This window comes from Vreelandella sp. F11 (assembly GCF_042466685.1).
Lineage (GTDB): Bacteria > Pseudomonadota > Gammaproteobacteria > Pseudomonadales > Halomonadaceae > Vreelandella.
In genome coordinates, this window is record NZ_CP170448.1 from 2,609,343 (window position 1) to 2,624,077 (window position 14,735).

Here is a 14,735-nt window from a genome sequence, read left to right on the forward strand (position 1 = left end):
GGCGGCCTCTCAAGTTGATGAGCGTTAGCTAAACACCACGGTCTTGTTGCCGTGCACCAGCACGCGATCTTCCAAGTGCCAGCGCAAACCGCGAGCGAGCACGGCTTTTTCGACATCACGTCCAAAGCGTACTAGATCCGTAGGTGTGTGGCAGTGGCTAACGCGATGGATATCCTGTTCGATGATAGGGCCTGCGTCGAGTTCCTCGGTCACATAGTGGCAGGTAGCGCCTATCAGCTTAACGCCACGCTGGTAGGCCTGGTGGTAGGGCTTAGCCCCGGCAAAAGAGGGCAGAAAGCTGTGGTGAATATTGATCACTCGCCCCGCATAGCGCGCACACAGCTCGGGGGGCAGTATTTGCATATAGCGTGCCAGCACCACGCAGTCAGCGCGAGCGCTGTCGATTTCGGCTTGAACCTTGGCAAACGACGCTTGCTTATCGTCAGGGTCGACCGGTACATGGTGGTAAGGAATGCCGTACCACTCGCTCAGCGAACGCATATCGTCATGGTTGGAGATAACCCCAACAATATCGCAATCCAGCTCACCCGCCTGCCAGCGGTAAAGTAGATCTACCAGGCAGTGTGACTCCCGTGACACCATCAGTACCACCCGGCGACGCTGCTGGGTATCCACTAGTGACCACTGCATATTGAATTCGCTAGCCACCGGCTCAAACGCCGCGCGCAGTGCTTCCACCGACATACCCACCGAATCCGCCAGGATTTCATAGCGCATAAAAAAGCAGCCGGTTTCTAAATCTGAGTGCTGGCTGGCTTCAGTAATAGAGCCGCCCTGCTGGGCAATAAAGTTTGAAACCCGTGCAACAATACCTACCCGATCAGGACAGGAAACCACTAAACGATAATAATGAGACATGTGAGCTACTCTTGACCTATTTTCTAAGGTAATTATGACAAACCAGCGGCTTAGGCTTCATATTGTATCGGAAGGCCAAGGATGATTGTTAGCCGCCCCTGCCTTCCCGTATAGTTAAGTCACTACTTTTTAGGTTTTTCATAACAGATGCATTCATCACGCGTTCAAATTCGTCCCCGTCGTCGTCCACCGCTGCGCCTTTTGCCGCTGGGGGGATGCGGTGAGATTGGAATGAATCTAACGCTATACGGTTATGACGATTACTGGATAGCCGTGGACTGCGGGATGATGATTCGCCAGGATCTTCCCAACTCGCCGCTACAAGTGCCCAATCTCGACACACCGAAAGCACTAGGCATCGTGCCCAAAGCGCTGTTTATTACCCATGGTCATGAAGACCACATAGGCGCAGTCGCATGGCTCTGGCCGATGTGGAACTGCCCCATTTATGCCACCCCATTAGCGGCGGGGCTGCTGAGACTGAAGTTTGCCGAGCATCAGCTGAGCAGCGCATCCATCCATGTCATTGAACCTGGTGAGGCACTTGAAAGTGGGCCGTTTACGCTGCGCTACTTGCTTTTAACCCACTCAATCCCCGAAAGCTGTGCGCTAATAATGATGGCCGGTGGCTATCGTGTTTTGCATACCGGCGACTGGAAACTCGACCCAGAACCGATCATTGGCACGCCGATCAATGCAACCCACTTCAAGGCACTGGCGCCAGTTGACTTAGTCGTCGGCGACTCCACAAACGCCCCTATGCCCGGCCACTCGGGCAGCGAGGGGGATGTCGCCCGGGCGCTGGCAAAAACCCTCAGCCACTGCCAGGGCCGTGTGGTGGTCTCCTGCTTTGCCAGCAATCTTGCCCGTGTGTTAGCGATAGGGCGCGCAGCTCACCAATGCGGACGCCGTATAAGCTTGATGGGCCGCTCCATGGAGCGCATGGTCAGCGTGGCTCGAGGACTTGGCTATATGGATGACTTACCGCCGCTGGTGCCTAATCACGACCTAGGTTACCTCCCCCCGGATGAAGTGGTGATTATCGCCACCGGCAGTCAGGGAGAGCCACGCGCTGCGTTACAGCGTCTGGCGCAGGGCCGTCATCCCTACGTTGATCTTGAACCGGGCGATAACGTTATCTTTTCGGCTAAAGCCATACCCGGCAATGAGCGTCCCATCGAGCAGCTTAAAAAGCGCCTGGCGCAGTTAGGTGTCAGCATCTATGACGAGATCAATCATCCTGAGTTACACGCCACCGGGCATCCTGCAGAGGATGAGCTCATCAAGCTTTACCAGTGGGTAAGACCCAAGCATCTTATGCCAGTGCACGGCGAAGCTCGCCACCAGCAGGCTCATCAGGAAATTGCCAAACAGCTGGGCGTTAGCGCGCCGCTTGCACCGGTGAATGGTGATCTAATTTTCTTCGATAGCCATGGGCTGCGTTGCGAGGCGCGTTATCCGCAGCCGCCCTGCATTGTCAGTCAAAATAGCGTGGTACCCCACCCTGGCCTCGAGGTAAATGACGCCAACAAGGCCCGTCGCGGCAGCTTATACTTAGCGCTGCCGGTGACAGCCACTGAGACAGGATGGGCGCGCATTGGTCGTTTGATGCTGGATGCCGCAGGGGCGAGCCCGCTCGATGAGGATAGCTTTAGCGAATGGCTGGATGACCAACTTGAGCAGATTGCCGCAGAAACACTTGCCGACTTGCGCCAAGCATTGCAGCCCCGCTTGGTTCACTGGCTCGCGGAGCATATGCAGCACCTGCCCGAAGTCCACCTTCAGATTATGGCTGCCGAAATGCCCGAGCCCATTACTCTGGACAACGCTGCCAACCGTTAGATCTGCACAGACAATGTCACTCCCAGCGCGCCGCATCCTGTTGATCGGAGTGACGCTCTTTGACCCAATACTCGCCCTGGGCAGAGTGCTCCTTCTTCCAGAAAGGCGCTTGGGTTTTCAGATAATCCATAATGAAATCGCAGGCTTCAAAGGCCTCACGACGGTGTGCGCTGGCTACGAGTACACGCACAATAGGATCGCCAGGCCCCAGGTAACCGACGCGGTGAATAATTCGTACCGCCTGGAGCGACCAGCGCTGCCAGGCCTGCTCACCAATCTCCGTCAGCGTACGCTCGGTCATGCCCGGGTAGTGCTCTAGCGTTAACCCAGTGACGTCCGGCGTTTCATTAAAATCACGCACTAAGCCGGTAAAACTCACCACTGCGCCAATATCGCTGCGCCCCGCCAAGGCATCGTCATAGCCGTAGGCCATTGAGAACGAGTCAGCTTGAATGACTACTTTAATATCCAGCTTATTATCCACCCTCACCCCCCTGTTACTGGCGGGAAAAACGCCACTTCGTCATCATCGGTCACTAACGCATCGTCATTGGCCATGACATGATTAATCGCACACAGCGTACGCTGGTCGGTAAGCTGTTTAAAGCGACTATCCTGCTCGGCCAGCGCGGCTTTTAATCCGCTAATGTCGCGGCTAGCCAGTTGATCAAGACTCACGACGGCCTCACTCTCGCCTACCCGCTCGCGTAGTTCGGCTAAAAACTTAACCCGCACGCAGGGTGAAGGGCAGCGCTCGCCCAAGCTGACCTCCCCGGCTACGCCGTCGCCGGTAACAATGGGCGCCTGGGTGCTGCTCATACGTTGGTAGTCACCACGCACCCCACCCTGCTTACTGTCGAGCTGGATGGCCTCGATACGCATACCTTTATCAACCGCTTTGCACATATCGTATAGCGTCAAACAGGCTACCGAGACGGCGGTCAGGGCTTCCATTTCAACCCCGGTGCGCCCATTCAAACGACAAAGCGAGGTCACATGAACGCAGGATTCGGCCACATCAATATCGAACTCAACCGATACTTTGGAGAGCGCCAGCGAATGACAGAGAGGAATCAGTTCATGGGTACGCTTGGCAGCCTGGATACCGGCGATTCGCGCGGTAGCCAGCACATCGCCCTTGGGCAGTTCTCCATCGCTAAGCAATTTCAGCGTTTCAGGCTGCATGATGATGCGCCCCGAGGCGACTGCTTCGCGACGGGTTTCCTGCTTATCGCCGACATCCACCATATTGGCTTCGCCACGGGTATTGAGGTGGGTAAGATGCATAGTGTCACCGTTCCTTTTTTGAAGCCCAAGCACTTGAAAATATAGCGTCGTTTTTCGCGCTTACCCAACTGACAATCCAGCGCGCTATTGCTTCACTATCGTCTAGGTCTAACTGAGTAACCGAAGCCGCCAGTTCGACAGGCGGTGGCGCACTGAGTGCGACTGCCTCAACCCACTGGCCGGTTAAAATAGCCGCATCGCCAATCCCATCGCGATATAACACCAGCTTGGGAATTGGCCATGCCTTGAAGCCTTCGACAATCACCAGGTCAGGTTTGTGCGGCGCCATCATAGCAATTAACTGACCTAAATCAGGCTCCTCCTGACCGGGGGTTTCCTGCATCAGGGCAAACCGTTGGCGGGAAGCCACTAGTACCGGTGCGGCCCCTGCGCTGCGCAGCTTATAGCTATCCTTGCCAGGCTGGTCGACATCAAACGAGTGGTGAGCATGCTTGATCACCGCGACGCTCAAGCCATACTCACCTAATCGTGGCAGCAGCTTCTCTAACAGCGTCGTTTTCCCGGTGCCGCTCCAAGCAGCTATCCCAAGGATGGGAAAGGAGGCGGTGAGTTCGTTTTCCATGCTGCAGAGACTCCTGATAATCACTAATCGATGGCGCCCTAACGACTTACCCAGCGCTCCAAATGATGCTCTTACTCACCTTCTTGCTCGCGGGGCAAGAGCCAGTTCAGGGCAATACCCACCAAAGCGGCTAGACTGACGCCCTGCAGCGTAAACTGGCCCCCACCAAACTGCATACCACCAATCCCGAACACCAGTATCAGCGAAACCACGACTAAATTGCGCGGCGCCGTCAGCGACTGACCGGCACGCACCAGGGTGTTCATGCCGACGACCGCAATGGAGCCAAACAGCAGCGTCATTATACCGCCCATTACCGGCCCAGGAATGGTCTGCAGCAGCGCGCCAAGTTTGGCCACAAACGCCAGCACAATGGCAATAATCGCAGCAACGATCATGTACTTGGGATTAAATGCCCTCGTGAGCGTTACCGCCCCGGTGACTTCCGAGTAAGTTGTATTCGGCGGCCCGCCGAATAGTGCTGCAACGCTGGTCGCCAATCCGTCGCCTAACAGCGTACGGTGCAAACCAGGCTTTTCCAGATAGTTTTTGCGCGTCACCGAGCCAATGGCCACCATATCACCAATGTGCTCTACCGCTGGGGCAATAGCGACCGGAATCATGAATAGAATGGCAGCCCAGTGAAAACTGGGTGCAGTAAAGCTGGGTATCGATAGCCACTGCGCCTCGTGCACCGGCGTAAAGTCAACCAACCCCATCAACAACGCTAACAAATAGCCGGTAACAATACCGCCCATAATCGGTACAAGGCGAAGTAGCCCGCGACCAAATACAGCGAGCACCAGGGTTACCAGCAAGCTGGTCATTGATAAGAAAATCGCCGCGCCATAGCCGATATTGTCGCTGGTTTCACCGGTCGCCATGCTGACTGCCACCGGCGCCAACGCCAGACCAATCACCATAATCACCGGCCCCACCACCACAGCGGGCAGCAAGCGGTGCAGCCAGGCAGTGCCTTTTAAACGCACAGCCTGAGAGATCGCCACATAGACCAGCCCCGCCGCCATTAGCCCGCCCATGGTCGCCGAAACCCCAAAGCTCGCCACAGAGCCTTGAATAGGCGCTATAAAGGCAAACGATGAGGCCAAAAACACCGGCACGCTCTGCTTGGTCACCCCATGAAATACCAAGGTTCCCACTCCAGCCGTGAACAGCGCAACGCTTGGGTCGAGTCCTGTCAAAAGCGGCACTAATACCAAGGCGCCAAACGCCACAAACAGCATTTGTGCGCCGGTTAATATGACTTTTGGCCACGACTCAGCCTGACTGGCAGCTTCACGCATAAGTGAATTCCTAGTGATTATTGGATTTTAGGTGTGCAAAAAAATGCCCCTGACGCGAGGCGTAAGGGGCAATGTCAGTATCGATGCTTAGCGCGTTCCGAAAATCTTGTCGCCTGCGTCGCCCAAACCGGGGACGATGTAGCCATTCTCATCGAGGCGGTCATCGACAGAGGCGGTGTAGATCTCGATATCGGGGTAAGCGTCCTGCACCCGTTTGATACCCTCAGGGGCCGCAACGAGCACGATCACCTTCATATGCTCACAGCCCCGCTCACGCAGCATGTCCAGCGTGGCTACCATCGAGCCGCCAGTAGCCAGCATGGGGTCGATAACGATGGCCATGCGCTCTTCGATATCATTAGCAAACTTGGCGAAATAAGGCACCGGTTGAAGCGTCTCTTCATCGCGATAAAGACCTACAACGCTTACCCGAGCACTCGGGATTAGATCCGTAACGCCCTCCAGCATGCCAAGCCCTGCGCGCAGAATCGGCACAACGGTAACTTTCTTACCTTTTAACCGACGCGTAGCAATCGGCTCACCGTTCCATCCCTGGATTTCATGATCTTCCAGCTCCAGACCCTTGGTTGCTTCATAGGTCAACAGCTTGGCAACTTCACCTGCCAGTTCACGAAAGCTCTTAGTGCTCAGGTCAACTTCGCGCATCAGACCCAGCTTATGTTGTACAAGCGGATGGTTAATGGCGTAAACACTCATAGGACTTCCTCACTGCAGGGGATTCAGAATGGCAACCAAGGTTGCATCAGCTAGGCACAAAATTGCGCGTATTCTACCCGCAACCACCTACAAGGTTAAGGGGTTTCCGGCAATTGCCACTCGATGGGGGCTCGCCCTTGCGCTTGCAGAAATTGATTGGCTTGGGAAAAATGCCGAGTACCAAAAAAACCCCGGTGCGCAGAGAGTGGTGAAGGGTGTGGCGCTTCCAGTATTAGGTGGCGCCCTTGGTCGATCAATGCTTTCTTCTGGCGCGCATGGCTGCCCCATAACAGAAACACACAAGGCGGCGCGTGCTGGCTGACGGTTTGAATCGCGCGATCAGTGAACGTCTCCCACCCTTTACCGCGGTGCGAGGCCGCATTGCCCTGCTCCACGGTCAGCGAGGTGTTTAACAGCAGTACGCCCTGCCTCGCCCAGGCCTCCAGATGGCCGTGGCGCACGGGGGTAAACCCCACATCGCTGGCCAGCTCTTTATACATATTGGCCAACGAGGGAGGCACGGGCACCCCAGGCTGCACGGAAAAGCATAAACCGTGAGCCTGATTGGGCCCGTGGTAGGGATCCTGGCCTAAAATAACCACCTTCACTTCGTTCAACGGGGTCAGCTCAAAGGCTCGAAACCAATGCGCGGAGTGGGGATAAATGATTTTTTTGGCCGCTTTCTGCTCAGCCAAGAACGCTTTTAGCGCCAGCATATAGTCAGCCTGAAACTCATTACCCAGCCACTGATTCCAGTCGTCAGGAAGTGGATTAGCCATCACTACCTCTTCATCTGATCTACAAGCGGTTCAACATAGGCAACGCCCATATCCCAGGGGAACTGGATCCAGCACTGCTGGGCAACTTCGGTCAAGTACTGATCCACCAGGGGGCGACCATCCGGCTTGGCGTAGATAGTCACAAAGTGCGCTTTCGGCAGCATTTTACGAACTGCCCGCGCCGTTTTGCCAGTATCCACCAAGTCATCGACCAACAACCAACCTTCGCCGTCATGATCGACGCCCTTCATTATATCCAGGCCGCCTTGATCCATGTGATCGTAGCTTTTAATGCATACGGTATCGATCAAACGGATATTTAGTTCCCGAGCAATCAGCGCAGCAGGAATTAAACCGCCGCGGGTAATCGCTACGATGCCTTTAAAGTCACGCTCGATCATCTGATGACAAAGCGTACGCACATCACGGTGCAGTTGATCCCAGGAGACAGTGAAGTGTTGGTGATAGCGATCGCTGCTCATGGGACATTACTCGTCTTCGTTGAAGGAACAAACTGCGAATACGCTATAACCAGCATCGCGTATTCTCTGCGACCCACCCAGCTCGGGGAGAACAATAATGGTAGCGGTCTCCACAACATGACCACCGCTGCGCTGGATGAGGTTGGCCGCGGCCAGCATGGTGCCACCGGTGGCGATCAAATCATCCATCAGCAGGATACGGTCATCCTTCTGGAACGCATCGGAATGCAGCTCCACTTCAGAATGGCCGTACTCCAGGGTGTAGGTCTCGCTGATGGTTTTGAAGGGTAACTTTCCCTTCTTACGCACCGGGACAAAGCTGCAGCCCAACTCATAGGCGAGCGGCGCGCCGATAATAAAGCCACGCGCATCAATAGCCGCGATGGCATCCAGGTTCATCTCCTGATAGCGGTGAACGAAGCTATCGATCAGCTTGCGAAAGGCGGCGCTATTTTGCAGCAACGGCGTGATGTCGCGAAAATTCACGCCCTGTTCAGGCCAATCGGGAACCGTGCGAATAACGGACTTAATATAGTCGCCGTAGATGCTCATCGCGTCTCTCATTGAGTAGTCAAAATTAAGTAGTAAAAGCGGCAAAAGCCGATCAAACCAAGAAAAGATACCTTGCCGCAAACAGCAGCGACAAAATAACCACTGCGGGGTTCAAGTCACGAAAGCGGCCCGACAGTACCTTGATCGCCACGTAGCTAATAAAGCCTAGCCCGATCCCTTCGGCAATCGAGAACGTCAGCGGCATTGCCAGGGCAGCAATCAACACCGGCGCGGCATCAGTGGCATCTTCCCAATTAGCGTGGGCCAAGCTGCCCGCCATCAGAACAGCTACATACAGCAACGCACCCGCGGTAGCGTAGGCCGGAATCGAACCCGCCAGCGGTGCGAAGAACAGGCTGATCAGGAACAGAACACCAACAACTACCGCCGTTAAACCAGTGCGGCCACCCGATGCGATACCCGCCGTCGATTCAATGTAGCTCGTCGTCGTGGAAGTACCCAAGGCAGCGCCCGCCATTGACGCGGTGCTGTCGGCCATCATGGCGCGGCCAATGCGCGGTAGCTTGCCATCCTTGTCTAATAGCTTGCCGCGGTGAGCAACGCCAACCAGGGTGCCTGACGTATCGAATAGATCTACAAACAGGAAGGCAAAGATAACGCTAAGCATTGCCACGTCCAGCGCGCCCATCAAGTCCATGGCCATAAAGGTAGGTGCAATGGAGGGCGGCATCGACATTAGACCACCGTACTCATTATGTCCGAGCACCATTGCAGTAATAGTAATACCCAAAATCCCGATCATGACTGCACCTGTCACTCGCAAGTATGAGAGCGCGGTGATCACAAAGAAGCCCAGCAGCGCATAAATAGCCGGAGGTTGGGAAAGATCCCCCAGGGAAACAAAGGTCGCCGGGTTGGCAACCACAATACCGGCATTCTTAAGCGCAATCATCGCCAAGAACAAACCAATACCGGCAGCGATACCCAGCCGTAATGTCATTGGAATGGCATTAATGATCCACTCGCGAATTTTAAAAATGCTCAATAAAAAGAAGGTTAAACCGGAGAAGAAGACCGCTCCCAACGCAGCCTCCCAGGTATACCCCATCCCCAGTACGACGCCATAGGTGAAGAAGGCGTTCAAACCCATGCCCGGTGCCTGGGCAATGGGGTAATTGGCCCATAACCCCATGACGAAACAACCAATCGCAGCCGCCAAACAGGTCGCTACGAACACCGCGCCGTAGTCCATCCCCGCTTCTGAAAGGATGCTCGGGTTGACAAAAATAATGTAGGCCATCGTCAGGAAGGTGGTAATCCCGGCGATAACTTCTGTTTTCACGTTGGTTTTTTGCTCGGAGAGCTTGAAATAGTTATCCAGAAGTTTCATGAAGTTTGTTGTCCTTAGCGCTAACGTCGCATGACGTGTATGCGTTCTGGTGCTGAGAAAAGCCGCACATACTACCGAAACGCGCGCCTCGACGCGAGCCTCTCAGCATGGCGACCAATGTCGGCGGAAACCGCTCCGCTGCCGAATACCAAGCAATCTTCAGGCCATGACCTAACCGATCGGTCAGCCCAACAACCAATAAACACCATTACCGGTTCTGTTGCGACAATATGCGCTCAACGGTTTCAACGATTACCTGGGTTTGCGGATCAATCTCGATATTGACCTGATCCCCCGGCGCCCGATCCTGAAGCGTGGTGCGCGACAGCGTTTCAGGAATTAAATTGACGCTGAACTCCACGGCTCCACTCGCAGCGTGGCGTACATCGCCAATGGTCAAGCTAATACCGTCCACCCCGATATAGCCTTTTTCAAACACGAAACGGCCCAGCCTCTCCGGCAGCGAAAACCACAGTCGACGGTTGTTAGGTGCTTCTTCGATGGCAACGACTTCGGCCATGGAAATAATGTGGCCCGACATTGAATGCCCACCAATTTCATCCCCAAAGCGCGCAGCGCGCTCAATATTGACGCATTGCCCCTGGGTGATTGCACCAAGATTAGTCAATCGCAGCGTTTCACGCATCAAATCAAAACTAACGTTTTCGCCCTCAATCGCCGTTACCGTTAAACAGACACCGTTATGGGCCACGGATGCACCGATCTCAAGCCCCTCGCGCATTGCGTCGGGCATTTCCACCACATGCACGCGAAAATCATCCAGCTCACGCACCGCCACGACTTTGGCCACCCCTTGCACAATGCCGGTAAACATAGGGCTGTTCTCTCCTAATGTATTGAAAAACGTATAGTAAAGATTAAGTAGTCAAGAATGAGCAGTCAGCAGCATTGAGCAGTCAAAATGCTAAGCCATTGGCGCAAGCTTACTACTGCTGCCTGATGTTTGTGCACCGCGTTGTTGGGTTTTTCACTGCCATTCTACGCCATTCACGCTGCTGTGGCTGTTGAGCGGGAGGTGATTTCATCCAGTTAACGGCTGTTTAAACGTGGCCAACAGAACTTAAAACCAAAACCATCAAAAATAATAGAAAATAATGCTATTTCACAGGCTCAAAACATAAAATACGACGGCCAAAATTGACAAGACAGCTATCCAACCCTAAAATTTTGCCTCAAATGTAATGACGCCGATTTGTACCCAGATTGCGGGCGTCCACTTGGTCACTGATTTAGTATTGGTTATTGACCCGGTGAAGTGCAGCTAAAAGGGTGTGTCCAGCGTTGATGGCCACCCATTAGGGTGGCCTTTTTTTATTCCCCGCCCTATCCTTAGCCGCCCTTTTTAGTGACTCAAGAGCTTATCCCAACTGTTTTTAACCGCTTGGGTCGCGCACTCCGCACACTGTATTCGGCCTACCGGTAAGGCAAACGCTATGATTGAACTTAGCAACGTCAGTAAAACCTATTTCAGTAATAACAAGGGCAGCGGTGCAAACGCCATCCATGCGCTCAAAAACGCCACGCTTACGGTGCCCAAGGGTACGATTCACGGCGTCATCGGGCTGTCTGGCGCAGGAAAATCGACGCTCATCCGCTGCGTCAACTTGCTAGAGCGCCCCACCAGCGGCAGCGTGACCGTCGATGGTCAGGAAATGACGCGTCTGAGTAATGCCGAGCTAAACCGTGCGCGCCATCGTATCGGCATGATCTTCCAACATTTTAATTTGCTAACAACACGCACCGTATTCGACAACGTTGCGCTACCCCTTGAGTTAATGGGTCAAAAACGCCACACCGTGCGCGATCGTGTTATTCCGCTACTGGAGATGGTAGGTCTGGCAGATAAAGCCAACCAGTACCCCGCCCAACTTTCCGGAGGACAAAAGCAGCGGGTAGCGATTGCTCGGGCGCTGGCCAGCAAGCCGCAAGTACTCCTCTGCGATGAAGCAACCTCGGCGCTAGACCCACAGACCACCAGCTCAATTCTAGAACTGTTGCGCGATATAAATCATCAACTGGGCATTACCATCCTGCTGATCACCCACGAGATGGAAGTGGTCAAATCGATTTGCCACCGGGTGAGCCTGATTTCGAATGGCGAACTGGTGGAGGACTCGGAAGTTGGCGATTTCTTTACCGCCCCGCGCACCCAGCTGGGTCGTGAGTTTCTCAACGACTTCCTGCAGCTAACGCCGCCTAAAGAGCTGATCGAGAGGCTTCTTGATGCCCCCGGCGAAAACACCCACCCCGTGGTACGCCTAACCTTCTCTGGTGATGCGGTCTCGACCCCGTTGATTTCACGCCTGGCACGGGAGTGCGGGGTCGATGTGAGCATTTTACAGGCGAAAGTAGAGTCGATTCAGGAACGTACCCTTGGCCTGATGATTGCAGAGCTATTGGGCTCTGCGACGCAAACCCAGCAAGCCATGCACTATCTCGAATCCCATCAACTACAAGTAGAGGTACTCGGCCATGTCCAGCGCAATGATTGATTTAATTTTACAGGCCACGCTGGATACGCTTTATATGGTGGCCGTTTCAGGACTTATTTCTACCCTCGTTGGCCTGCCTCTCGGGGTAATGCTCTATGTTACGCGCCCGCGGCAAATATTAGCGAAACCAGTGCTTAATCAAGTACTGAGCATTGTGACCAACATTGGGCGCTCGATTCCGTTTATTATTTTGATGGTGGCGATCATTCCTTTCACGCGCATGCTGGTGGGCACCTCGATTGGTATTAATGCCGCATCAGTTCCGCTCACCATTGCCGCAATTCCGTTTGTTGCACGACTGGTCGAGGCAGCGCTCAATGAAATTTCCCCTGGGTTAATCGAAGCTGCCCAAGCCATGGGAGCAACCCCATGGCAAATTATTCGCAAAGTACTGATTCCGGAAGCTCGTGGCGGCATCATGACCGGCTTAACCATCACCGTGGTCACACTGGTAAGCTACTCCGCCATGGCAGGCGCAGTGGGTGGCGGTGGCCTCGGCGACTTAGGCATTCGCTACGGCTACAACCGCTTTAACCCCACCATAATGCTGATTACGGTGGTGATTCTGGTCATCATGGTGCAGGGCTTTCAAAGCCTGGGCGACTACCTGGTTCGCAAAAGTGATCGTAAATAGCGGTAAACTCAACAGCCATCTTTTATAACCAAAATGCATTAGACAACGGTTTTTTATTGCCGCATCATTACACTATTAAGCACAACGTCACTGGAGAGACCTCATGCAAAAACTGATTATTGGTAGCCTTACCGCCCTGGCACTTGCGGTTAATGTCGCTAATGCTGAAACGCGCAGCATTAAAATGGGTACCGTGGCCGGCCCTGAGACCGAAGTGATGGAAGTGGCAGCGCGCATTGCCAAAGAAGAGTACGACCTTGACGTGGAAATCATCGAGTTTACCGATTACGTCACCCCTAATGCTGCCCTGGCAGACGGCAGCCTGGATGCCAATGCTTATCAGCATGAGCCCTACTTGCAGTCGATGGTCGACGACCGTGGCTATGACTTGGCTATTGCTGGCTACACCTTCGTTTACCCCATTGGCGCTTACTCAGAAAAATACGACAGTATCGATGACCTGCCAGACGGCGCTCAAATCGCGCTGCCCAACGACCCATCAAATGAAGGTCGCGCGCTTATCCTGATGCACAACGAAGGCCTGATCACCCTTAACGATCCAGAATTTCTCGAATCCACGCCTATTGATATCGCTGAGAACCCCCGCGACTTCCGCTTCCGCGAGATCGAAGCCGCGCAGCTACCCCGAGTCCTGCCCGATGTGGACATGGCGTTCATCAACAACACCTTCGCGCAACCGGCCGGTTTAAGCCTGGATGATGCCTTGATCAAAGAGGGCCCCGAGTCCCCTTACGTCAACCTGATCGCGGTTCGCGGCGGTGACGAAGAGCGCGAAGAGATTCGCCAACTGGTCGATGCCTACCAGCGCGATGAAGTGATCGAGAAAGCCGAAGAGCTCTTCAAGGGTGCAGCCGTTCCTGGCTGGACCGAGTAATACCGCAAGCCATCAATAGATAACATCAGGCCGACACGCATACCATATGCAAAAAGTGTCGGCCTGTTGCGTTAGTTACAAAGGACGCTAAATGCAAAACAGCATTGACTACCCTCTTCTCAATCGACAGCTTGAAGCGCTGCTCGATACACGCGACTGGCTCACCAACAGCGCGCAAACCTGTGCCTTTATTCAGCAACAGCTTAACGACTTAAACTGGGTCGGCTTTTATCTTCAGCGCCAGCCCGAGGTTTTAGCCCTGGGGCCTTTTCAGGGCCAGCCCGCCTGCCACCCGATCCCCTTTAGCAAAGGCGTCTGCGGCGCGGCTGCTCGCGAGCAAACCACCCAACGAGTGGACGACGTCCATGCGGTTGCCGACCACATTGCCTGCGACGCCAACTCCCGCTCCGAACTAGTGGTTCCCATCGTAGTGGATGGCCGCCTGTGGGGCGTCCTGGATCTGGATAGCCCACTGCATGCGCGTTTCACTCAACAAGACCAAGCAGGCATCGAAGCCCTGGTCGCCACTTTTATGCGCAAAACTGACCTGCCCCACTTTGTTTAATCAAGCACAAGTTTAGCGCTAACCATTAAAAGCCTTAGCGACTAAAAAAACCAAAAGCGCGCTACAACATCCACGCAAAAACGCCCCAAGCATCGCTGCTTAGGGCGTTTCTGATAAAAGCTGGTAGGACCAGGCGGATTTGAACCGCCGACCTCCACGATGTCAACGTGGCGCTCTAACCAACTGAGCTATGGTCCTGAAAAGGGGTGCTGATATTAGACTGGTAGAACCAGGCGGATTTGAACCGCCGACCTCCACGATGTCAACGTGGCGCTCTAACCAACTGAGCTATGGTTCTATTACGCTATCTATTAAACTATCGGTTAGTCCATCTGGAGTGCGCTATTTAGAT

Annotated in this window: 16 protein-coding genes and 2 tRNA genes; 5 read left to right on the forward strand and 13 right to left on the reverse strand. The window is 54.2% G+C overall.

The annotated features are described in order from the left end of the window. Nucleotides 1-24 precede the first annotated feature (24 nt). Complete coding sequence (gene purU, locus ACFIOZ_RS11890; protein ID WP_386077831.1) at nucleotides 25-879, reverse strand: formyltetrahydrofolate deformylase; 855 nt, start codon at nucleotides 877-879, stop codon at nucleotides 25-27. A 231-nt stretch (nucleotides 880-1,110) separates the two neighbouring features. On the opposite strand from purU, the gene ACFIOZ_RS11895 reads away from it, so the two are divergent. Further along, nucleotides 1,111-2,721, forward strand: a complete 1,611-nt coding sequence (locus ACFIOZ_RS11895) for a ribonuclease J (protein WP_386077834.1) — start codon at nucleotides 1,111-1,113, stop codon at nucleotides 2,719-2,721. A gap of 16 nt (nucleotides 2,722-2,737) precedes the next feature. On the opposite strand, the gene moaE is transcribed toward ACFIOZ_RS11895, so the two are convergent. The 10 genes from moaE to ACFIOZ_RS11945 all read right to left on the reverse strand — a co-directional run bounded on the left by moaE (nucleotide 2,738) and on the right by ACFIOZ_RS11945 (nucleotide 10,611). Next, on the reverse strand, nucleotides 2,738-3,205 hold the full coding sequence (gene moaE / locus ACFIOZ_RS11900; protein ID WP_386077837.1) for a molybdopterin synthase catalytic subunit MoaE: 468 nt from the start codon (nucleotides 3,203-3,205) through the stop codon (nucleotides 2,738-2,740). 2 nt (nucleotides 3,206-3,207) lie between these two features. Beyond that, the gene (gene moaC / locus ACFIOZ_RS11905; RefSeq protein ID WP_386077839.1) at nucleotides 3,208-4,008 is read right to left on the reverse strand and encodes a cyclic pyranopterin monophosphate synthase MoaC; all 801 of its coding nucleotides are present in this window, start codon (nucleotides 4,006-4,008) and stop codon (nucleotides 3,208-3,210) included. A 4-nt stretch (nucleotides 4,009-4,012) separates the two neighbouring features. Then, entirely contained in the window at nucleotides 4,013-4,591 is a 579-nt protein-coding gene (mobB, locus tag ACFIOZ_RS11910; protein ID WP_386077842.1) for a molybdopterin-guanine dinucleotide biosynthesis protein B, read from the reverse strand. Nucleotides 4,592-4,662: 71 nt separating this feature from the next. After that, the gene (locus ACFIOZ_RS11915; RefSeq protein WP_386077845.1) at nucleotides 4,663-5,895 is read right to left on the reverse strand and encodes a uracil-xanthine permease family protein; all 1,233 of its coding nucleotides are present in this window, start codon (nucleotides 5,893-5,895) and stop codon (nucleotides 4,663-4,665) included. An 87-nt stretch (nucleotides 5,896-5,982) separates the two neighbouring features. After that, the gene (upp, locus tag ACFIOZ_RS11920; protein ID WP_113269665.1) at nucleotides 5,983-6,612 is read right to left on the reverse strand and encodes a uracil phosphoribosyltransferase; all 630 of its coding nucleotides are present in this window, start codon (nucleotides 6,610-6,612) and stop codon (nucleotides 5,983-5,985) included. A 95-nt stretch (nucleotides 6,613-6,707) separates the two neighbouring features. Further along, nucleotides 6,708-7,391: a uracil-DNA glycosylase gene (gene ung / locus ACFIOZ_RS11925; RefSeq protein ID WP_386077848.1), complete on the reverse strand. Its 684-nt coding sequence runs from the start codon at nucleotides 7,389-7,391 to the stop codon at nucleotides 6,708-6,710. Between the two features lie 2 nt (nucleotides 7,392-7,393). Continuing rightward, nucleotides 7,394-7,873, reverse strand: coding sequence for a xanthine phosphoribosyltransferase (gpt, locus tag ACFIOZ_RS11930; RefSeq protein ID WP_009286932.1), 480 nt, complete (start codon nucleotides 7,871-7,873; stop codon nucleotides 7,394-7,396). Nucleotides 7,874-7,879: 6 nt separating this feature from the next. Next, complete coding sequence (locus ACFIOZ_RS11935; RefSeq protein ID WP_386077851.1) at nucleotides 7,880-8,425, reverse strand: adenine phosphoribosyltransferase; 546 nt, start codon at nucleotides 8,423-8,425, stop codon at nucleotides 7,880-7,882. A 52-nt stretch (nucleotides 8,426-8,477) separates the two neighbouring features. Continuing rightward, nucleotides 8,478-9,776, reverse strand: coding sequence for an NCS2 family permease (locus ACFIOZ_RS11940; RefSeq protein WP_386077854.1), 1,299 nt, complete (start codon nucleotides 9,774-9,776; stop codon nucleotides 8,478-8,480). A 208-nt stretch (nucleotides 9,777-9,984) separates the two neighbouring features. Beyond that, on the reverse strand, nucleotides 9,985-10,611 hold the full coding sequence (locus ACFIOZ_RS11945; RefSeq protein ID WP_386077856.1) for a riboflavin synthase subunit alpha: 627 nt from the start codon (nucleotides 10,609-10,611) through the stop codon (nucleotides 9,985-9,987). 619 nt (nucleotides 10,612-11,230) lie between these two features. Here ACFIOZ_RS11945 and ACFIOZ_RS11950 point away from each other — a divergent pair. The 4 genes from ACFIOZ_RS11950 (at nucleotide 11,231) to ACFIOZ_RS11965 (ending at nucleotide 14,383) form a co-directional block, all read left to right on the forward strand. Beyond that, nucleotides 11,231-12,289: a methionine ABC transporter ATP-binding protein gene (locus ACFIOZ_RS11950; protein WP_386077859.1), complete on the forward strand. Its 1,059-nt coding sequence runs from the start codon at nucleotides 11,231-11,233 to the stop codon at nucleotides 12,287-12,289. Beyond that, nucleotides 12,270-12,923, forward strand: coding sequence for a methionine ABC transporter permease (locus tag ACFIOZ_RS11955; protein WP_386077861.1), 654 nt, complete (start codon nucleotides 12,270-12,272; stop codon nucleotides 12,921-12,923). The genes ACFIOZ_RS11950 and ACFIOZ_RS11955 overlap by 20 nt, the downstream gene beginning before the upstream one ends. Nucleotides 12,924-13,026: 103 nt before the next feature. Next, nucleotides 13,027-13,818 carry a MetQ/NlpA family ABC transporter substrate-binding protein gene (locus tag ACFIOZ_RS11960; RefSeq protein ID WP_133733520.1) on the forward strand — a complete coding sequence of 264 codons (792 nt, stop codon included), beginning with the start codon at nucleotides 13,027-13,029 and terminating at the stop codon, nucleotides 13,816-13,818. A 91-nt stretch (nucleotides 13,819-13,909) separates the two neighbouring features. Further along, nucleotides 13,910-14,383: a GAF domain-containing protein gene (locus tag ACFIOZ_RS11965; protein ID WP_386077864.1), complete on the forward strand. Its 474-nt coding sequence runs from the start codon at nucleotides 13,910-13,912 to the stop codon at nucleotides 14,381-14,383. A 121-nt stretch (nucleotides 14,384-14,504) separates the two neighbouring features. Here ACFIOZ_RS11965 and ACFIOZ_RS11970 read toward each other — a convergent pair. Both ACFIOZ_RS11970 and ACFIOZ_RS11975 read right to left on the reverse strand, forming a co-directional pair. Then, a tRNA-Val gene (locus ACFIOZ_RS11970) sits at nucleotides 14,505-14,581 on the reverse strand. Between the two features lie 23 nt (nucleotides 14,582-14,604). Then, nucleotides 14,605-14,681: transfer RNA gene (locus ACFIOZ_RS11975), tRNA-Val, on the reverse strand. Nucleotides 14,682-14,735 lie beyond the last annotated feature (54 nt).